Origin of the sequence: Plantactinospora mayteni, assembly GCF_016862935.1 — a bacterium.
GTDB classification, from domain to species: Bacteria; Actinomycetota; Actinomycetes; order Mycobacteriales; family Micromonosporaceae; genus Plantactinospora; species Plantactinospora mayteni.
In genome coordinates this window covers 43,421-62,967 of sequence record NZ_BONX01000047.1, presented here as the reverse complement: position 1 = coordinate 62,967, position 19,547 = coordinate 43,421, and the positions used below count along the sequence as shown (strand labels likewise).

General features: G+C 73.0%; 13 protein-coding genes. 6 read left to right on the top strand and 7 right to left on the bottom strand.

Annotated features, from left to right (window positions below):
- The first annotated feature begins 119 nt into the window (after nt 1-119).
- The gene (locus Pma05_RS31385) at nt 120-2,396 is read left to right on the top strand and encodes an acyltransferase family protein (RefSeq protein WP_203861116.1); all 2,277 of its coding nucleotides are present in this window, start codon (nt 120-122) and stop codon (nt 2,394-2,396) included.
- A 205-nt stretch (nt 2,397-2,601) separates the two neighbouring features.
- Here Pma05_RS31385 and Pma05_RS31380 read toward each other — a convergent pair whose 3' ends face one another.
- Together Pma05_RS31380 and Pma05_RS31375 are read right to left on the bottom strand one after the other, a co-directional pair.
- Complete coding sequence (locus Pma05_RS31380) at nt 2,602-3,858, bottom strand: low temperature requirement protein A (RefSeq protein ID WP_203861115.1); 1,257 nt, start codon at nt 3,856-3,858, stop codon at nt 2,602-2,604.
- Nucleotides 3,859-4,462: 604 nt separating this feature from the next.
- A complete protein-coding gene (locus Pma05_RS31375) occupies nt 4,463-4,912 on the bottom strand; it encodes a VOC family protein (protein ID WP_203861114.1) in 450 nt (149 codons plus the stop codon).
- A 117-nt stretch (nt 4,913-5,029) separates the two neighbouring features.
- Here Pma05_RS31375 and Pma05_RS31370 point away from each other — a divergent pair, with 117 nt between their 5' ends.
- Together Pma05_RS31370 and Pma05_RS31365 are read left to right on the top strand one after the other, a co-directional pair.
- Complete coding sequence (locus Pma05_RS31370) at nt 5,030-6,001, top strand: helix-turn-helix transcriptional regulator (RefSeq protein ID WP_203861113.1); 972 nt, start codon at nt 5,030-5,032, stop codon at nt 5,999-6,001.
- 446 nt (nt 6,002-6,447) lie between these two features.
- Nucleotides 6,448-7,698, top strand: a complete 1,251-nt coding sequence (locus Pma05_RS31365) for an IniB N-terminal domain-containing protein (protein WP_203861112.1) — start codon at nt 6,448-6,450, stop codon at nt 7,696-7,698.
- Nucleotides 7,699-8,327: 629 nt separating this feature from the next.
- On the opposite strand, the gene Pma05_RS31360 is transcribed toward Pma05_RS31365, so the two are convergent.
- Nucleotides 8,328-9,623 carry an ABC transporter substrate-binding protein gene (locus Pma05_RS31360; protein ID WP_203861111.1) on the bottom strand — a complete coding sequence of 432 codons (1,296 nt, stop codon included), beginning with the start codon at nt 9,621-9,623 and terminating at the stop codon, nt 8,328-8,330.
- A 464-nt stretch (nt 9,624-10,087) separates the two neighbouring features.
- On the opposite strand from Pma05_RS31360, the gene Pma05_RS31355 reads away from it, so the two are divergent.
- The gene (locus Pma05_RS31355; protein WP_239313459.1) at nt 10,088-13,051 is read left to right on the top strand and encodes a M36 family metallopeptidase; all 2,964 of its coding nucleotides are present in this window, start codon (nt 10,088-10,090) and stop codon (nt 13,049-13,051) included.
- 74 nt (nt 13,052-13,125) lie between these two features.
- On the opposite strand, the gene Pma05_RS31350 is transcribed toward Pma05_RS31355, so the two are convergent.
- On the bottom strand, nt 13,126-14,067 hold the full coding sequence (locus Pma05_RS31350; RefSeq protein ID WP_203861110.1) for a hypothetical protein: 942 nt from the start codon (nt 14,065-14,067) through the stop codon (nt 13,126-13,128).
- 310 nt (nt 14,068-14,377) lie between these two features.
- Between Pma05_RS31350 and Pma05_RS31345 the strand changes: the two genes are divergently transcribed.
- Both Pma05_RS31345 and Pma05_RS31340 read left to right on the top strand, forming a co-directional pair.
- Entirely contained in the window at nt 14,378-15,070 is a 693-nt protein-coding gene (locus Pma05_RS31345) for a class I SAM-dependent methyltransferase (RefSeq protein ID WP_203861109.1), read from the top strand.
- A 9-nt stretch (nt 15,071-15,079) separates the two neighbouring features.
- Nucleotides 15,080-16,243, top strand: a complete 1,164-nt coding sequence (locus tag Pma05_RS31340) for a cytochrome P450 (protein ID WP_203861108.1) — start codon at nt 15,080-15,082, stop codon at nt 16,241-16,243.
- Nucleotides 16,244-16,451: 208 nt separating this feature from the next.
- Here the strand turns inward: Pma05_RS31340 and Pma05_RS31335 are convergent, their stop codons facing one another.
- The 3 genes from Pma05_RS31335 to Pma05_RS31325 all read right to left on the bottom strand — a co-directional run bounded on the left by Pma05_RS31335 (nt 16,452) and on the right by Pma05_RS31325 (nt 19,545).
- Nucleotides 16,452-16,991 (bottom strand): signal peptidase II, encoded by a 540-nt coding sequence (locus Pma05_RS31335; RefSeq protein WP_239313456.1) that lies wholly within the window; start codon nt 16,989-16,991, stop codon nt 16,452-16,454.
- A 164-nt stretch (nt 16,992-17,155) separates the two neighbouring features.
- On the bottom strand, nt 17,156-17,770 hold the full coding sequence (locus tag Pma05_RS31330) for a response regulator (protein WP_372441587.1): 615 nt from the start codon (nt 17,768-17,770) through the stop codon (nt 17,156-17,158).
- A gap of 101 nt (nt 17,771-17,871) precedes the next feature.
- On the bottom strand, nt 17,872-19,545 hold the full coding sequence (locus Pma05_RS31325) for a sensor histidine kinase (RefSeq protein ID WP_203861126.1): 1,674 nt from the start codon (nt 19,543-19,545) through the stop codon (nt 17,872-17,874).
- Nucleotides 19,546-19,547: the final 2 nt, after the last annotated feature.

Below are 19,547 nucleotides of genomic sequence, written 5' to 3'. Positions count from 1 at the left end.
CCCCTCTCCTGGTGCGAGCCGAGGCGAACACCGCTCGTAAACCGCAAAACACGTCTATCAAGGTACTCATCTGTTAAGAAGGGACTAACTGGACAGAAGACCGGGCCGGAGGTTGACAGATGGTGACGCAGTCGCGGCCACGGTCCCGGAGGGATGCCGCCGGCCCGGCCGACCAGCGGGCCGACCTCACCGGCCTGCGCGCCCTGGCGGTCGGGTCGCTGCTGCTCGGCGCCGTCGGAATCGGTGTCGTCCCGGGCGGCTTCGTCGGCGTCGACGTCTTCCTGGTGGTCTCCGGCTTCCTGGTCACCGCCGCCCTGCTCGGCGGGTGGCGGCGCACCGGGCGGATCGACCTGGCCTGGTTCTTCGCCCGGCGGGTCCGGCGGGCACTGCCGGCCGGCACGCTGGTGCTCGCCGCGTCGCTGCCGCTGGCGCTGGCCTGCCTGCCCCGGGACCGCTGGTCGGCGGCGGGTTGGGACGTGCTGGCCGGTGCCGGGCAGTTGCTGAACTGGCGGCTCGCCGCGCAGCACACCCAGGCGGTCGTCCCGGATGCCGGCGCCAGCCTGCTGGCCCACCTCTGGGCGGTCGGGGTCGCCGCGCAGTTCACGCTGGTCTGGCCGCTGTTGGCGGCCGGCGTCGCGGCCTGGACCGTACGCCGCCGGCCGCAGCCCGGCACCAGCCCGCTGCCGCCCACCCGTCCGCTGGCGCCTAGCCGCGCGCTGTTGCCTAGCCGCGCACTGCTGCCCACCCGTCCGCTGCCGCTGACCGGCCCGCTGCTGGTCGCCGCTGGTCTGGTGGCGCTCGGCTCGTTCGGCTGGGCGGTCTGGTACACCGCCACCGAACCTGGGCGTGCCTTCCTCGTCAGCACCACCCGGTTCTGGGAGCCGGCCCTCGGCGCCGTGCTCGCCCTGCTCGGTGCGCGGCTGGCCGGGCTGCCCCGGTGGTTCGGCAGCCTGCTCGGCTGGGCGGGACTGGCCGCCGTCGGGGTCGCCGTGCTCACCCTGCGACCGGACGCGACGTTTCCCGGGCCACTGGCCCTGCTGCCCGCGCTGGGCGCCGCCGCGATCATCGCCGGCGGCACGATCGGCCGGGAGGCCGACGCCACGGGTACGCGCGGCGCCACGGCAGCGGCCGAGCCGGGCGGGGTGTACCGGGTGCTGGGTGCGCGGCCGTTGCGGGCGGTGGGAGCGGTCAGCTATCCGCTCTACCTCTGGTACTGGCCGCTGCTGGTCGCCACACACGCCCGGTTCGGCGACCTCCCACCGGCAGCCGATCTCGGCGTACTCGGCGGGGCCGTACTGCTCGCCGTGCTGACCCACCGGTACGTCGAGATCCCGGCCCGGACCGGTGCGTTGGACGGCTGGTCGCCGGGGCAGGTACTCCGGGTCGGCACGCTGCTCCCCGCCGCCGGAGTACTCGCCGGGCTGCTCTTCCAGCTCACCGTCTGGCCGCCCGAGCAGCCGGCACCGCCACCCGCCGCCGCACCGGTGTCCGCTACCCCCAGCCCAGCATCACCGGCGACTCCGGGTGCCGCCGCGCTGGGCCGCTCGCCCCGGACCAGCCGGGCCGGTGTCCCGGTCGACCGGGTCGAGTCGATCACCCCGAACCCGGCCGACGCCCGGACCGACCTACCCGACGTCTACCGGCACAACTGCTTCCCCCCGGTCACCAGCGGCACCGCCCAGTCCTGCGTGTACGGCGACCGGGACGCCCCGTTCACCGTCGCGCTGGCCGGCGACACACACGCCGCGAGCTGGGTACCGGCGCTCCAGACGATCGCGGTGGAGAAGGGCTGGCGGCTGGTCACGTACCTCAAGCCGAACTGCCCGTTCCTCCGGGTGGAGGTGCGCAACGGAGACCGGGCACAGCGGGACGCCTGCGCCGAGTGGTACCGCAACGTCCGCGCCGCGCTCACCGGTCCGGAACGGCCGAAGCTGCTGCTGACCACCAGTTCCCGCTACCAGCCGATGGCCGGCGGCCGGGGCCTGAACGGCAGGCCGGCACACGACGCGCTGGTGGGCGCCATGCGCCGGACCTGGTCGGATCTGGTCTCGGCCAAGGTGCCCACGGTGGTGCTCCGGGCGACCCCGATCCTCGCCGCCGACAGCGCGACGTGCGTGGCGGCGAACCCGCGCCGGCTGACCCGGTGCGCGACCGAGCGACAGGTCGCGTTGGCGGCCGGTGCCGGGGCCGCCCAACTCGCGGCGTTGGACAGACTCCCCCGGGTCGGCCTGATCGACCTGACCGGGGCGATCTGCCCAGGTGAGCGCTGCGCCCCGGTGATCGGCGGAGTGCTGGTCTACCGGGACAACCAGCACCTCACCGCCACCTACGCCGGTACGCTCGCGCCCCGGCTGCGCGGCGCACTCGACCGGATCCTCGCGCCGCCCGCCTCCTGACCCGGCAGGAGGGTGGCGCGGCTACCGGGAGACGCAGAACCTGGGAGCTGGCTTGATCGGCCCGAGGGTCCTGACGGAGAAGTGGCCGGTGTCGGGCCGGCAAGAGTAGCCAGCGGTGTGGCGGTAGATCTGGACTGACCTGGGGCGGGAGCGGAGGACGATCGACGCGTACGCCCGCGCGGATCGACATGCCGCCGGGGCAGGCTCACGATGGGCTGACCCCCGGCGATTCAACGCTGCCGGCACCAGCCTCCTCAGTTTGTACGGATTCGCGCAACCGCCGGCGTTGGCCGTCGGCGACGACGATCTCCACGAGGACCAGACCGACGCCGACCGACGCCAGCAGGCCCAGCGCCCACAGGGCCGGAAGCAGCCCCGCGACCGGGATCAGGACGACCAGCAGCAGCGCGGTGGCTAGCCGAGGCCAGATGATCGTTCGGACCAGCCGGGTAATTCGGAGCTGAAAGGCGACGTGGCCGAGCAGGAACAGCGCAACGCCGCCGTAGAGGGACCATGCTCCCAACTCGGGTAGTCGAGCGTTCGGGTGCCTCAGGATCGGGTCGACGAAGGCGGGCATCTGCTTGAGCCCGAGGGCGAGGAGCATGATCCCAGCGATCATCGGCAGGTGCAGGTAGCTGTAGGCGTCGCGGGCGAGCCGCATTCGGTGTTGCGGTCTCGCCTGCCGCGTACTGCGCTCCCCGGCAAGCGCGACGACGTCGAAGTACGTCCACTCGAGAACGCCGGCCACCACGACGGCCAACACCGATGCGCCGATCAACTCCCAGGAGACGGCCAGATTCGACCCGCCGAGGCCGACCGCGACAAGAGCCTCGCCAAGGGCGACGATCATGATCAACCCGTGCCGCTCAGTCCAGTGTCGAGCCGCGAAGCCCTCCTGGCCCGCCCCGGGCAGCGTCAGACCCATCCCGTATTCCACCAGCACGGCCAGCACCCAGAACGCGATCTGCGCCAGTTCGACATGCCAGGTGTGGTCGAACAGGTGCTGCGGAACGAGCGCGGAGGCAAAGAGCAGGGCGGCGGCGCAGGCCATCGACACGACCAGTCTCGACACCTCCCGGAGTTGGATCCCCGGTGTGGCGTACCAATAGGTCGCCAGGTACAACATCCGAACCAGCAGGTAGCCCCAGGCGAACACCAATGGCCCGTAGAGCCCGCCCGGAAAATCCTCGAACGCCTCGCGAATCGTGACGGCCAGCACGAACATGATGGGCGTCGCCGCGAGCAGCACCAAACGTGCCACCCCGAAATTGGCTCGCACCCGGTTGCTCAGCAAGGCGAACAGCGACCACGACCACCACAACACCGCGAGCACCAGCAGGCCGCGGACCAGCCCCAGCGCGCTCGGATCCTCGGTCAACAGCGTCGTGACATGGATGAACGCGAAGACGAACACCAGGTCGAAGAAGAGCTCGGCGGTGGTGACGCGGGTCCACTTGGTCACCGGGCGAATTCCGAACGGCATCCTCCTGGCCCCGACCTCCGCCTCATCGTGGCCGCGCATACTCATCCCCCGATGGACAACCCCAGAGCCGACCGACCACGGCTTTGTTGCGGGTGACGTTCGCCGACACATCGCGATCGCACCCGTCGCCGGCCCGTCCACCGCACGACAACAGGCGGCGCCGCGCCACCATGCGAGACGACGCGTCCAGCTTATTCACCACATCTGGCAGGCGTACCTGAATCGGGGATGTGCGAGAACGAGCGAACCGCCATCGGAGCATGGAGCCCTTCTCTGCGGCGCCCTGCCGGAAATTGCGAGCGGACCGCCGAACCGCTGCCGACGGCGACCGGCCCGGGTCAGCGATCCACGCTATCGGTGGTAGCCATCACGCACAGCGCAGGGGTTTCACGAGCCGATGGGTCGTTCCGAGCGTTCCCAGAGATTGAACCTTTTTCAACCTGGACCGCGCGGCGCTCGCGCCCCGCGTTCGACCTCGCGGTCCATCGGACCACAAGGGGAGGTTGAAAAGGTTCATTGCGGGCCGGGCCGGTGTCGAGCGCCTGCGGGTTGACGCGTTTGGCGGGATTGTCCTCGACGTGGCTCAGGCGACGCAGAACTCGTTGCCCTCCGGGTCGGTGAGCAGGGACCACTCACCCCCAGGCTCCTTGACGTGACGGACCAGCGTCGCGCCGTGCTCCCGCAAGCGCGCCACAGTCGCTTCTCGCGCATCGTGGCCGGCGTGGATGTCGACGTGGAGACGGTTTTTCACCGCCTTCGACTCCGGAACGCGGTTGAACAACAGCCGCCGGCCCAGGCCCGTACCGCTGACCAGGTCGAACGGGTCCTCGGGATGCCGCACCGCTGCGGCGTCTCGCCAGAACAGCCTCCCCTGAAACTCGACACACAGACTTTCGTCGATCACCCCGGCGGCCAGCAGTTGCTCGACCAAGGGACTGTTGTCCTCGATCAGGTAACCCAACGCCTCCGCCCAGAACACCGCTTGACGATGCGGGTCACCCGCATCGAAGACCAGCTTCCAACCAACCGCCATGACCTCTCCACCTCTAGAACCTGCGCTGCCCGCAGCCCAAGGACCACCAGTCCATGTCTCTGAGGCTAGCCCCAATTGCGGACAGGATCGTTCCTGGTTACCTGGCAGACTCGGGAAATGCTCGACACCTCGGCGCGGCTGCTGCGACTGCTCGCCCTCCTGCCGACCCGGACCGGGTGGACCGGCCCGGAACTGGCCGAGCGCCTGGGCGTGACCGTGCGTACCCTGCGCCGCGACATGGCCCGGCTGCGCGACCTCGGCTATCCGGTCCGGGCCACGCCCGGCGTCGCCGGTGGCTACACCCTCGGCGCGGGGTCGACGCTGCCGCCGCTGCTACTCGACGACGACGAGGCGGTGGCGGTCGTGCTGAGCCTGCGCACCGCGGCCAGCCAGAGCGTGACCGGGATCGCCGAGACCTCGCTGCGCGCGCTGGCCAAGCTGGAACGGATCCTGCCGGCCCGGCTGCGCCAGCGCGCCGCCGCGCTCCGGCTCACCACCGTCCCGCTGGCCGGCGGGGCACCCACCGTCGACCCGGAGCTGCTGACCGCGATCGCCGAGGCGTGCCAGAGCCTGCACCGGATCACCTTCGGATACCGCGATCGGGACGGCGAGGCGAGCATCCGACGGGTGGAGCCGCACCGGCTGGTGCACACCGGCCGCCGCTGGTATCTGGTCGCCCGGGACACCGACCGGGACGCCTGGCGTACGTTCCGGGCGGACCGGATCGACGACATCCGCTCGATCGGGTCGCGGTTCACGCCGGACGAGCCGCCCGACCCGGCGACCTTCGTCGCGGACTCGGTCGGGGCGGCGCCGTACCGGTACCGCGCCCGGGTACTGGTGCACGCGCCGGCCGCCGAGGTCGCCGAACGGGTCCCGCCGACGGCCGGGCTGGTGGAGGCGGTGGACCGGCACAGTTGCCTGCTCAGCACCGGAGCGGACTCGCTCGGCTTCCTGGCGCTGCACCTCGCCCTGCTCGGCCCCGAGTTCACCGTGCTCGAACCCGCCGAGCTCGCCGACGAACTCGGCCTGCTGGCCGGCCGGCTGGACCGGGCGCGGGGTCGGTCCGGTTCGGACCGTCCGGCGTAGCACTCCGCCGGTCGAGCTGGTCGACCGCTACGACGTGGACGTCGACCGCGGGGGTTCCCGGGCCGACGCCCCGACCCCGCAGGGGCAGCCGGCTGAACTGGGCCGATCCGCCGGACTGGACCGGCCCGCCGGGTCGGACCGGGCCCACGGTCGGGGCGGCCCGCCGAGCGCAGCCCCTATGCCCCTAACCCGGGGCGGGACCTCGGACCTAACCGGTTGGGGCGAGAACCGGGGATCGTCCCCGATGTCCGGTACGTCGGCAACGCCGTACGGTCGGCGCCAGGTCTGGAACGACATGCCCAGATCATCCCGCCCAAACCTCTGAGGAGATCGTCACCGTGGAATCGGCACCGACCGTGGAGACCCCCGCCCCGGCTCCGGCCCCGGCGGCCCCTGCCCCCGCCCCGGCCCCCGAGGCAGCCCCGGCCCCCGAGGCGACTCCCGACATGGAATGCCCCCAGACCTTGCAGGATTTCGTGGTCAACCTGCTCGGCGACGTGGACCTGCGCACGGCGTACGAACTCGACCCGACCGGCACGCTGGCGAGCGTCGGGCTCGGCGACGTGGTCCCGGCCGACGTCGCGGACGTCCTCCCGCTGGTCGTCGACTCCGTACCGCTACAGGGCCTGACCGACCTCGGCGCGGTGGAGAGCCTGAGCCTCGGCTCGGTCAGCCTCAGCCCGACCAGCGTCGTCGGGCAGGTGCAGACCGTCGCCAACCAGTTCACCGCCGGCGTCTACAGCACCGGCGCCGACGTCAACGTGGCCGGCGTGGCCGGCGTCAGCGTGGACCCCAGCGGCCTGGAGGTCGGCGTCAGCTCCGCCCTGCCGGTGCTGGGCCTGGACGGCGGCCTGAGCGTCGACCTGTCCGGCGTGAACGACGTGGCCGGCACCCTCGACTCGACGCTGCTGGGCACCACGGGTGGGCTCGGCACCGTCGACGGCGTACTCGGCACCGCCGACTTCGCCGCCACCACCGTGACCTCCACCGTCACCGGCACGACCACCCTGGTCGGCGGCGACGGCCTGGGCGGCGTGACGGACCTGACCAACATCACCGACCTGACCAACGTTGCCGGTCTCGCCGACCTGGGCAACGTCACCGACATCGGCGGCACCCTGGACGGCGTCACCGGCACGGTCGACGGGACGCTCGGCGGCATCGGCCTGGGCGGCGTCACCGGCACCGTCGGCGGAGTCACCGAGCTGGCCGACACCAGCGACCTGGGCGGCGCCGCCGGCGGGGTCACCAGCACCGTCGGTGGGGTGACCGACACGGTCGACGGAACGCTCGGCGGCATCGGCCTGGGCGGCGTCACCGACACCGTCGGCGGGGTCACCGACCTCGGCGGCACCGTGAACGGCGTCACCGGCACCGTCGACGGGACGCTCGGCGGCATCGGCCTGGGCGGCGTGACCGACACCGTCGGCGGAGTCACCGACCTCGGCGGCACCGTCGGCGGCGTGACCGACCTCGGCGGCACGGTCGGTGGGGTGACCGACACGGTCGACGGGACGCTCGGCGGCATCGGCCTGGGCGGCGTGACCGGCACCGTCGGCGGGGTGACCGACCTCGGCGGCACCGTCGGTGGGGTCACCGGCACCGTCGACGGCACCCTGGGCAGCGTGACCGGGCTGGTGGGCGGCGCGGCCGACCTGGGTGGCACCACCAACCTGCTCACCGACGGCCTGCTCTGAGCAACACCCGCACCGAGACGGCGGTGCCCGGACCAGAAAGCGGCTGGTCCGGGCACCGCCGTCGGGCTTTCAGCCCCCGCCGGCTGGCCGCAGGACCGCCAGGTCGGCGAGTCGCCCAGCCGAGCCGCAGCGAACGAGGCGGTACGCCGGGCCGGACGCGGCAGCCAGCCCCGGCCCCGCCCCGGCCGCGCTCGTCCGATGCCTCGGCGTACCCCGAATCGGCGATCTGGTGACATTCGTCGGTCGGACTACGAATCGGCATCTGTTACGGCGCATCGGCATCTGTCCAAGCCGATTCGCGCACATCGGGGCGGCCGACGCACCGGCCGCCGTGCACCGGTAACCGGGTCCGGCGACCGAGTAGTGACGGCCCTGACCTCGGATGTCTGTCGGCGATGCCTTGACAGGTGTCGCCGTACCGCAATAGCGTCGTATCTGATTGATTCGTTTCAACCGACAGGCGAGGGCGGTCGCGTCGCGCCGATCCCGGCCGACCCCGGCCGCGGCCGGCCGGATGGCCGGGTCGGCCGCCCGGGTTTCCGGCTCCGCCGCATCCCAGGGCGGTCGGGCCGGGAAAGGTGCCCCCGTCCCGGGTGGGACGGGGGCACCTTCCGGTCTTCGTGGCGATGTCAGCCGAGTTGGCTCTTGGCCTCGTCGATGACCCGCTTGGCCCCCTCGGCGACCGGGATCCGGCCGAAGATGACCTCGTCGTAGATCCGCTGGAACTCGGCCTTCACCGCGCCACCGCCCTTGGGCTGCGGCGGCGGGGTGGGCAGCAGCTTGTCGACCACCGACTGCTCGAACTCGTAGACCAGCTTGTCGTTCGGGGCCAGGCTCGGGGCGATCGCGTCCCGCACCTTGGCGTTGGCCGGCATCCCCCGGGAGACCGCCAGCGCCTTGCCCGCCTCGACGTCGTTGACCAGGAAGTCGACCAGCATGGTCGCCTCCTTCGGGTGCTCGCTGCGCTGCGCGACGCTGTAGGCCATCGACATCGCCGCGATCATCCCGCGCTTCGGGGTGTCGCTCGGCATCGGCACGATGGCCAGCGGGCCGCCGTACGCGCTGACCATGCCGGTGAAGCCGGAATCGTAGTTGACCTCCGCGGTGACGCCCTTCTTGATCAGCGAGGAGTTCTGCACCGAGCCGTCGAGTTGGGTGGTCAGCGCCGGGGGCGCCAGCGCGCCGGCCGCACGCATCTGGCCGGTCATCGTCCAGAACTCGGTCAGCTCCGCCTCGGTGAAGCCGAGCTTGCCGTCGTCGGTGTAGATGGCCTTGTCCCGCTGACGCAGCCAGATGTCGAACCAGTCGATGGCGAAGCCGAAGTCGCCGAAGCCGGCCACCTTGCCGCCGCTGGACTGGCTCAGCTTCTGCCCGGCCGCCTGAAGGTCGGCCCAGGTCCACTCGGGGCTCGGCGCCGGTACGCCGGCCTTCTGCCACAGCGCCGGGTCGTAGACGACGCCCTGGGTGTTCTGGGCGATCGGCACCGCGTACGTCGCGTCGCCCACCTTGCCGGCCGGGAGCAGGGTCGGGGTGATGTCCCCGACTTTCAGGGTGCCGTCCTCGATGTACTCGGTGAGGTCGCGCAGCGCGTTGCGGTCGGCGTACTCCCGCAGGTAGGCGCGGTCCATCTGCACCACGTCCGGCGCGTCCCCACCGGCGATCTGGGTGGAGAGCTTCTGGAAGTACGCGTCGAAGGCGCCGAAGGAGGTGTTCACCTTGATGGTCGGGTGCTTCGCCTCGAACAGGTCGATGGCCGCCTCGGTCACCTTGGCCCGGTCCTCGTTGCCCCACCAGGTGAAGTCGAGGGTGACCGGGCCGTCCGAGGCGTCGTCACCACCACAGGCGGCCAGCGGCAGGACGAGCAGGGCCGCCGCGGCGAGGCTTGCCGCCCTCGCGGCTCGGCGAACCCGTCGGGTGTGCACCATGGACATTCTCCTTCCCAGGGGCGACCGGCGGTGCGGTGGTGCTGGGAGGGCCGGGGCAGGAAACCGCTTGCCTGAGCGGGCGCAGGGATGCCTGGGCGGGCAGCGGCGGATCCTCCCTCGACGTGGGCCGGGTCGCGGGGGCGGTAGTTGACGGTGGCTGGTCGTGCGGTACGGCAATGAAACGATCCAACAGAACCGGACGCTAGGGGTGACGCGGGCCGCTTGTCAAGAGACAGCACCGCGACCGAAGACCGGCCGGACCTGCGAGAACGCCCGACCACGGACCGGCTCCGTTGAACCGTTATACGAACGGAACCTATCCCCGGCGTCTGTACCCGACTGATCCTTGCTTCCCCCCGCACCTCCTGATATCCACGTATCTACACGCGCTCATGATCCAACTTCCCCACCCGTAAGCCGACCTGACCGGTCGGCTTCTTCGTACCTCGTCCAAGGAGGACGCCTTGCCACACACCCGGTGGAGATCAACGATCTGGACCGGTCGGCGCGGGGTACCCGCGCTGATGGCGGCCGTGGTGGCCGCCGCCCTGCTGCCCGGCGCCACCATCGCCAACGCGGCACCCGCCGGCGACCCCGGCGCTGCGGTCCAGCCGGGAGAGCACCCGGAGTCGTACGGCGGCAGCCACGCCCCCCGCGACGTGGACAACCGATCCGGCTCGGCCGCCCCGAACGCCCGGCAGCGCGGCCTGGCCAACCAGGTCGCCGGTGAGGTCCGGTGGAACGCGCTCGGCACCCCGCACGCGCTGACCGCCACCGACGGTCCACTCGCCACCGGGCTGGACGCCGACCCGGAGACGGCCGCCCGGCAGTACCTGGCCCGCAACAGCGAGTTGTTCGGCCTGGACGAGGCGGCCGTGGCCGGCCTGGAGAAGCTGCTGGTCCGGCAGATCGGCGCCGGTGCCGTGGTGACCCTGCGGCAGCGCTTCGGCGACCTCCCCGCCGGCTACGACGGACTGGTCAGCATCGCCGTCACCGGCGGCAACGTGATCAACGTCAGCTCCTCGCTCTCCCGGAACACCGGAACCCCCCAGCCGGTCACCGTCACCGCCGACCAGGCGTACGCGGTCGCACTGGCCGACGCCGGGCTGACCGCCGACGAGGTGGCCAGCCGGGACGTCCGACAGGTCGCCGTGCCGGTGCCGGACGCCGCGCCCCGGGCCGCCTGGGAGGTCACCCTGATCTCCGACCGGACCGACCACCCGACCGCGTTCACCACCTTCGTCGACGGTGAGCGCAGCAGTGTGCTGGTCCGCGAGGACCTGGTCGACTTCGACTCCGACAACCCGAAGTGGGCCGTCTTCCCGGCCACCCCGCCCAGCAAGACCAAGCCGGGGAAGGACTCCCGGGTGCTCTGGTGCCTGACCGTCGAGCGCGGCTGCGAGCGCCCGGTCCAGGACGCGAACAGCGGGCAGGCATGGGACGTGGACCTGACCACCGGGCAGCCGACGTTCACCTCGCGGGGCAACTCGGCCAACAACGTGGTGTCGTGGGGCGCCGGCTCCCCCGCCGTACCGGCGACCGAGAGCCTCACCCGGGACTACGTCTACCCGTTCTCCGACCCGTGGAAGACCTCCAAGTGCGACCCGGCGGTCTTCACCTCCGAGGGGCGCAACGACGCGGACGCGGCGATCGCCAACCTCTTCGCGATGCACAACCGGATGCACGACTGGACCTACCGGCTCGGCTTCGACGAGGCTGCCTGGAACCTCCAGGCGGTCAACCTCACCGCCGACGGCCTCGGCGGCGACGCCGAGCAGGGCCGGGCCCAGCAGGGCGCGCTCAGCGGCAACCGGAACAACGCCAACCAGAGCACCCCGCGCGACGGCCTCCAACCGACCACCAACATGTACCTGTGGCAGCCCGCCGCCGGTGGCCCGTACCCGCCCTGCGTGGACGGCGACTACGACATGACGGTGATCGGGCACGAGTACATGCACGCCGTCACCAACCGGATGATCGGCGGCCCGAACAGCGGGATCAGCGGGCACCAGGGCGGCGCGATGGGCGAGTCCTGGGGCGACCTGATGGGCGCGGAATACCTGATCCAGCACAACCTGCGGGCCCCCGGTGAGACGCCCTTCATCACCGGCGGCTACGTCACCGGGAACACCGTCAGCGGCATCCGGAACTACGACTTCAGCCGCAGCCCGCTGAACTACTCCGACGTCGGCTACAACACCGCCGGCCCGGCGGTGCACGCCGACGGCGAGATCTGGAGCGCGACCAACATCCGGGTCCGGTCCGCGCTGGTCAAGCGGTACGGCGAGGGCACGCCGGCGAAGCAGCTCGACTGCGCCCTCGGCAAGGTGGCGGTGGAGAAGTGCCCGGGCAACCGGCGCTGGACCCAGCTCGTCTTCGACTCGTACCTGCTCCAGGCGGCCAGCTCGGTCAGCATGCTGGACATGCGAAACAACATGCTCGCCGCCGACCAGCTCCGGTTCGGCGGGGCCAACCAGGACATCATCTGGAACGCCTTCGCCGTCTCCGGGATGGGCCGGGACGCCGCCACCAACGGCGCCGCCGACACCGACCCGACGCCGAGCTTCGCCTCGCCGCACGCCCGCAACGTCACCGTCCAGCTCAAGGCCGACGGCGAGAGCAAGGACGCGCCGATCCGGCTCTACCTCGGCGAGTACGAGGCCCGAGCCATCCCGGTCGCCGACACCGACCCGGCCACCCCGCTGCCGGACACCTTCGAGGTGATCGCGGACACGAAGTTCTCGTTCGTGGCGGTCGCCCCGGGCTTCGGGCACACCCGGTTCAGCAAGGAGTTCGAGCCTGGCCGGGGGCGGCACGGCGACAAGCCGGTCACCCTGGAGCTGGAGCTGGACCGCAACCTCGCCTCGGCCGCCTCCGGCGCGACCGTGGCCGGGGACGGGGTCAACACCGCCGCGCTGGTCGACGACACCGAGGCGACCAACTGGGCCTCCCTGGAGGGGGTGGTCGGCAAGCAGGTCACCGTCGACCTGGCCGGTGACCGGCCGCAGACCGTACGGCGGGTGAACGTGAGCGCCTATCTCCGGCCGACGAACAGCGCCAACACGGCCGACCCGGGCAGCCAGAACGCGCTCTCGGCGCTGCGCTCGTTCGCCGTACTGGCCTGCGACGCGACCCGGGTCGACTGCACCGTGGACGCGAACTACCGGAAGGTCTACACCAGCCGGTCGGACGCGTTCCCGGGCGGGAAGTACCGGGCGTACTCGCGGGACATCAACCTACGCTCGTTCGACATCCCGCGTACCGTCGCCACGCACCTGCGGATCCAGGTGCTGGACAGCCAGTGCACCGGCGGCCCGGAGTATGCCGGTGAGCAGGACAACGACCCGGCGACGACCACCGACTGCACGACCGCCAGCCCGGCCCGGAACCACGTCCGGATCGCCGAGTTCCAGGCGTTCGGCAGGTAGTCACACCCACTGGGCAGCGGCCCCGTCCGATCGCGGTCAGGATCGGGCGGGGCCGCTTCGGGTATTCGGTGTGCTCACCAGTCGTCGGGATAGCGGCGGGCGCCGCCGCGTCGGCGTACCGCCTCCGGGTGGCCGCGTCGGACGGCGGGCTGGTGGCCGCGGCGGGCCGGCGCGGGTGCCGGGGTCGCCTCGGCGAGCCGGCTGCGGGAGCGCAGCCGGAGCAGCAGGCCGGCGCCGAGGAAGAGCAGCAGGGCGCCGACCGCGAAGCCGACCTGGGTCAGCCCGGTCCCGCCCTGGCCGGCGGTGGCGCTGGCCTCGCCGCCGCCCGAGCCGCCCTCGTCCGACCCGGCGGCCCCGTCCGCCCCCTCCGCGAGGATCGGAGAATCGTCCTCCACCGACTCGGTCGGCTCCGGCTCGGTCGGGCTCGGCGCCGCCTCGGTCGGGGTGGCCCGGGCACGCTCCGGTGCGGTCGGTACCGGCGCCCGCCGCTGCGGCGGCCCGCCCCGCGCACTGACCACCTCCCGGCTGGCGCTCTGCCGGTCGAGCAGCCGGGACTGGGCGTCGAACGCCTCCACGGTCAGCTCGATCCGGCCGTCCGTGACCGCCTCGTCGACGGCCACCCGGTATTGGGCGGTGACCGTCCGGTTCCGGCACAGCGTGCCGGGATCCAGGTCCCGGTCGGTGAGCCGGGCCCCGCCGCCCTCACCCCGGACGTCCATCGGGACCACCCCGGTCGCCTCGATCCGGTCGATCCCGATCTGGTCGAGCCGCAGGCCGTCCGCGCGCAGCACCAGTGACCAGCGGACCTTGCGGCATTCGCCGTCAAGCGTGGTGGAGACCACCGCGGTGACCGTCTCGGCACCGGCGCCGGCGACGAACCGCCCCGGTAGCCGGGTCAGCGCGGTGTCGAAGCCGGGAGCCGCCCCGGCCGGCTCGGCCGGCAGCATCGCCCAGCCCGCCGTCGCACACACCAGCGTGGACCCGAGCCGGGTCGCGAGCCGCCACACCGTCACCACCACCCATTCCGCGCCGATTACCTTCGAGATCGACGCTATGGGCATCGAAGGGCGGGCGGAAGACTGGCGTATCAGCACCATTCAGCAATGAAAAGGGTGCTTTTGACGCGGAGTACTGAACCGGTTACCGCCCCGCCGCGACACGCCCGGGTACGGGAAACTCGCCCGACCCAGGGGAACGGGACCGACGCGTGGGCGGCGCGTCGACGTCCGGTCCGGCCGGCATGCCGGGGCCGAGTGCGGACGGACGGGCGGGGATCGGCGGGGGCGGACGGTGTGCCCGGCGGGCTGACCGGCACAATCGGCGGTTGTGTCCGAGAGCCCTGCGGAGTTCGTCCGAACGTACGCCCACCTGAGCCCGGTGTCGGCGGTGCCGGAGATCCGGCTGCACCAGGCGGCCGAGCCGATCGGCCTCTGGGAGCTGACCGAGGGCGAGTTCCGCAGCGAGCAACCGCCACCGTTCTGGGCCTTCGCCTGGGCGGGCGGCCAGGCGCTGGCCCGCTATCTGCTCGACCATCCGGAGACGGTCGCCGGCCGCCGGGTGCTGGACCTGGCGTCCGGCTCCGGACTGGTGGCGATCGCCGCCGCCCGGGCCGGCGCCACGCAGGTCCGGGCCGTCGACGTCGACCGGATGGCGCTGGCCGCCGTCGAGGTGAACGCCGAGGCCAACGGGGTGGTGGTGGCCGGCGAACTCGGCGACATCCTGGACGGCGACGCCGGTGGCGCCCAGGTGGTGCTGGCCGGCGACGTCTTCTACAGCCAGGCGATGGCGAACCGGGTGCTCCGGTTCCTGATCCGGGCATCCCGGGCCGGCGCCCGGGTGCTGGTCGGCGACCCGGAGCGGGCGTACCTGCCGCGGGGGCGGTTCGAGGCGCTGGCCGGCTACGACATCCCGGTCACGGTCGCCCTGGAGAGCGTCCGGGTGAAGCACAGCCGGGTCTGGGAACTGACGAAGGTCACCCCGGCGACCGGCGGCACCGGCCGGCGAGAGCGTACTGGTTAGCGTGGTCGGGTGCTGTTCCGTAGTTGGCAGGAGCCGGTCGAGCGGCCGTGGCCGGACGTGGTCGCCGTGCCGGATCACGTCGGGGTCGCGCACCTGGTGGTGACCCGGCACGCGCTGGTCCGCCAGGTGCTCGCCGATCCCGAGGCGTTCCGCCCGGACAACGCCCTGGACGCGATGACCCCGATCCCGGTCGGCGCGCTCCGGATCCTCGCCCGGCACGGCTTCCGGCTACCCGCCACGCTGGCCAACAACGGCGGTCCGAGTCATCCCGAGATCCGGGGCATCGTGGCCGGGGCGCTGCATCCACACCGGGTCGCCGCCCAGCGGCCGTGGCTGACCACCGTCGTACGGGAGCGGGTCGGCCGGCTCGGCGCCGCGCTCGACGCCGGTGCACCCGTCGACCTGTACGCGGACCTCGCGGCCGACCTGCCGCTGCTGGTACTGGCCCGGCTGGTCGACCTGCCCGAGGCGCCGGCCGAGGTGGTCAAGGAGTTCACCCGGGCCGCCCTGGAACTGTTCTGGGCCCCGGTCGACCTGCCGCGCCAGCGGGTACTCGCCGAGGTGGTGGGCCGGTTCCACGCCGTACTGCGGGAGTTCGCCGAGATCGGCGGTGGGTTGGTCGCCGAGCTGCGGGCCGCCGGGCACCCGCCGGACGCGGTGATCGGGGCACTGTTCTTCCTGCTGGTCGCCGGCCAGGAGACCACCTCGCAGTTCCTCACCCTGCTGCTGCACCGGCTCACCGGCACCCCGGAGGTGCTCGCCGGAGTGCGGGCCGGCACGGTGCAGGTCGAGGACGTGGTCGAGGAGGGGCTGCGGCTGGAGCCGCCGATCGTCACCTGGCGCCGGGTGGCCGCCCGGGACACCGAGCTGGCCGGCACCCCCGTACCGGCGGGGACCAGCCTGGTGCTCTGGCTGGCCCGCGCCGGCCGCGATCCGGCGGTGGTCGCCGCGCCGGAGGCGTTCCTGCCCGGGCAGCGCGGCTCCCGCCGGCACCTGGCGTTCGGGGCCGGTGCGCACCGCTGCGTCGGCGCGCAGCTCTCCCGGCTGGAGGCGGCGGTGGTGGTCGCCGAGACGGCTCCGCTGCTGGCCGACGTGACCGTACTCCGGGCGCCCTGGTATCCGGACAACCTCTCGTTCCGGATGCCGGACGCGCTGGTCGTCGCACGCCGCTGACCTCTGCGCCGCCCTGTCCGACCGGCTGCCGCCGCCGGCCGGGCCGATCCGCCCGGCGAACACTCCGACGGAGGCGAAGCCGGCTCCGGCCGAGGTCGACTCCGGTCCGGCACGGACGAGGCGTGCCCGGTCCGGCACGGACGAGGCGTGTCCGGTCCGGCACGGACGAGGCGTGCTCGGGCTGGCCCGGCTCCGCCCGAGGGCGGGGTCAGGCCCGGTCGCGCCGGCCGTCGATGTCGATCCCGCGCAGGTACAGCAGGACGATCAGCGCACCGCCCAGTACCAGGCAGATGTCGGCGACGTTCCCGACGAAGAAGCCGGCGTAGTCGATGAAGTCGACCACGTGGCCCCGGGCGAACCCGGGCGCGCGAAAGAGCCGGTCCAGCAGGTGGGTGGTGGCGCCGCCCAGTACCAGGCCGAGGGCGAGTGCCCAGGCCCGGTTGCGGACCTTCCAGGCGGCCCGGGTGATCGCGGCCACCGCGACGGCGGCGATGATGGTGAAGATCCAGGTGACGCCGGTACCGATCGAGAACGCCGCGCCCGGGTTGTAGAGCAGGCGCAGGCTGAGCAGGTCGCCGAGGACCGGTACGACGCCACCGTCGGAGAGCGCGGCCACGGCGAGGTACTTCGTGATCTGGTCCACCAGGACGATCACGACGGCCAGGGTGAGCACCCGGGGGTACCACCGGACGGCGCCGGCCGCCCGGTCCGCCTCCGGCATCGAGGAATCCGCCTCGACCTGCTGCATGACAGTGGACCTCCAGCACCGACGGCTGCCCGGACGGCACCCAGCCTACGTCGCCGCCCGACCGGGATGCCGGGGCAGCACCTCGGCCTGGGCGACGGCCGGCGCGGCAGAGCACCGGCCGGCAACCTGACGACAGTCGGCCCCGCCCGGACCGCCGTACGGCCTCAGGCCGTCAGGCCCGCCTCGTACGCGATGATCGCCGCCTGCACCCGGTTGCGTACCCCGAGTCGGGTGAAGATGCTGCTCAGATAGCTCTTCACCGTCCCCTCGACCAGGAAGAGCCGCTGGCCGATCTCGGCGTTGGAGAGCCCGGCACCGACCAGCGCCAGCACCTCCCGTTCGCGCTCGGTCAGCCCCTCGATCCGCTCCCGGGCGGCCGGTGCCCGGGCCAGCAGCCCGCCGCCGAGTTCGATCACCCGGCGCGCCACCTCCGGCGACAGGTACGCCGCGCCGTCCGCCACCGCCCGCACCCCGGCGATCAGCTCCCGAGGGTCCCCGGACTTGAGCAGGAATCCGCTCATCCCCTCGCCCAGCGCCCGGGCGATGTAGTCGTCCTCGCCGAACGTGGTCAGCATGACCACCGCGGTCTCCGGTACCAGCCGGCGGATCTCCGCTCCGGCGGCCAGCCCGTCGAGCCGGGGCATCCGGATGTCCAGCAGCGCCACCCGGGGCCGGTGCGCCCGGACCAGTGCGACCGCGTCGCGCCCGTCGGCGGCCTCGGCCACCACCTCGATCTCCGGGTCGGTGGCGAGGATCGCCCGGACACCGGCCCTGATCATCGCCTCGTCGTCGGCCAGCAGGACGGGGATCACGCGTACTCCTCAACTCGGTGACGGACGGCGGGGCGGTTGGCCGGGGCGCCGACGGGACGGGCGGGGGGTCACCCGCCGAGGTGGTCCTTGAGCACCAGACGCCCGTGCAGGAAGCAGACCTGGTAGACCGTCGCCCCGAACGGGAAGGCGCCGTCGGAGTAGAACTCGCAGGTGGCCCCGCTCGGCACCGGCCCGCCCACGGCACCGGACGGCGCGACGACCTGCCGGTCCGGCAGCAGGTCACGCAGCTCGGCCCGGTCCTGACCCACCCGGAGCTGCTCGTACCGGTCGGCGTCCAGCACCGCGCCGAGGGTGGCGATCGGGTAGTAGGCGAGCACCAGCAGGGCACCGATCGCGGCCGGTACGGTGACCACGGCCAGCAGGCTGCGCCGGACCCGCTGCCGGGCCGAGCGCAGCCGGTGTGCGGTGGCCACCTCCACCGTCCCGGCCAGCGGTGCGGCGAGGTCCGTCCCCGGCCACCGATCCGGGTACGCCGGCTCGGGCGGTTCGGCCGCTCCGGTCTCCGGTCGGGGCGCGGTCGGCAGTTCGGCGTACACCTCGAAGCCGCCGCTAGCGGGGCCGGCCCGCAGGGTGCCGCCGGCCAGGCGTACCCGCTCACGGAGCCCGACCAGGCCGGACCCGGCGCCCCGGACCCCGGGCAGCGGTCCCGCCGGTGGCCGGTCGTTGCCGACCCGCACCGAGACCCGCTCGACGCCCCGGCGCACCGCCACCGTCACGGCGGCTCCGGGCGCGTGCCGGGTCGCGTTGGTCAGCGCCTCCCGCACCACCGAGCAGACCGCCCGCTCCGCCATCGAGGGAGAGTCCCCGGCCGCCGGGCACTCCCCCTCGACCAGCAGCCGGACGGCCATCCCGGCGGCCCGGGCCCGGGCGACCAGGTCGTCGACCCGCTCCCCCGGCGGCCGGGTCGGCGCCGGCTCGGCGTCGTCCCGCAGCACCCCGATGACCTGGCGGAGCCGGTCGGTGGCCAGCGCCACGCTGGCCCGCAGCTCGCCGGCGGCCCGCCGGTGCCCCTCGTCCAGGTCCGCCGCCACCTCCAGGGCGCCCGCGCGCAGCGCGATCAGGCTCAGGTCGTGGCCGAGCGAGTCGTGCATGTCCTGGGCGATCCGGGCCCGCTCCCGCATCCGGACCCGCTCGGCGGCACCGCGCTGCTCCCGCTCCAGCAGGTCGGCCTGCTCCCAGCCGGCCAGCACCAGGGCCCGGTGCTGCCGGTGGTAGCGGCCGACCAGCCACGGGAAGACCCCGCCGACCAGCAGTGTGCCGGCGAGCAGGAACCAGACCTCGGCGTCGATGCCGAGCAGGCCGAGGTTGAGGACCGTACCGCCGAGCCCGATCCCGGCGAAGACGAGCGCGGCCGGGCCGGAGCGGCGTTCACGCAGCCCGACGAGGTAGCTCAGCACCGGGATCCCGAACATGAAGTTGCCGTCCCCGGCGGTCGGCAGCACCACCAGCAGCAGCCCGAGCAGCGGCGCCCGCCGGCTGGCCAGCACCGCGAGCCCGGTCAGCAGCAACGAACCGACCAGCCGGCCGGGAAACCAGGGCGGGTGCGGCGGGGTGAGCAGCGGCGCCGCGATCGGTACCGAGATCACCGCCCAGAGCGCCAGGTCCAGCAGGCGGTCGCGCCGGCGCGGCGGCACCGCGCCGCCGGGTCGCGGCAGCCCGACCGGCACCGACCGCCAGCCGGCCGGCAGATGCCACCGCCGTACGTCGCGGAGCCCGGCCATCA

Excerpts from the sequence above, each read along its gene's own strand:
- Pma05_RS31365 (WP_203861112.1), top strand. The coding sequence starts at position 6,448 with ATGGAATGCCCCCAGACCTTGCAGGATTTCGTGGTCAACCTGCTCGGC.
- Pma05_RS31335 (WP_239313456.1), bottom strand. The coding sequence starts at position 16,991 with ATGCAGCAGGTCGAGGCGGATTCCTCGATGCCGGAGGCGGACCGGGCG.
- Pma05_RS31360 (WP_203861111.1), bottom strand. The coding sequence starts at position 9,623 with ATGGTGCACACCCGACGGGTTCGCCGAGCCGCGAGGGCGGCAAGCCTC.
- Pma05_RS31375 (WP_203861114.1), bottom strand. The coding sequence starts at position 4,912 with ATGGCGGTTGGTTGGAAGCTGGTCTTCGATGCGGGTGACCCGCATCGT.
- Pma05_RS31385 (WP_203861116.1), top strand. The coding sequence starts at position 120 with ATGGTGACGCAGTCGCGGCCACGGTCCCGGAGGGATGCCGCCGGCCCG.
- Pma05_RS31370 (WP_203861113.1), top strand. The coding sequence starts at position 5,030 with ATGCTCGACACCTCGGCGCGGCTGCTGCGACTGCTCGCCCTCCTGCCG.
- Pma05_RS31325 (WP_203861126.1), bottom strand. The coding sequence starts at position 19,545 with ATGGCCGGGCTCCGCGACGTACGGCGGTGGCATCTGCCGGCCGGCTGG.
- Pma05_RS31330 (WP_372441587.1), bottom strand. The coding sequence starts at position 17,770 with ATGATCAGGGCCGGTGTCCGGGCGATCCTCGCCACCGACCCGGAGATC.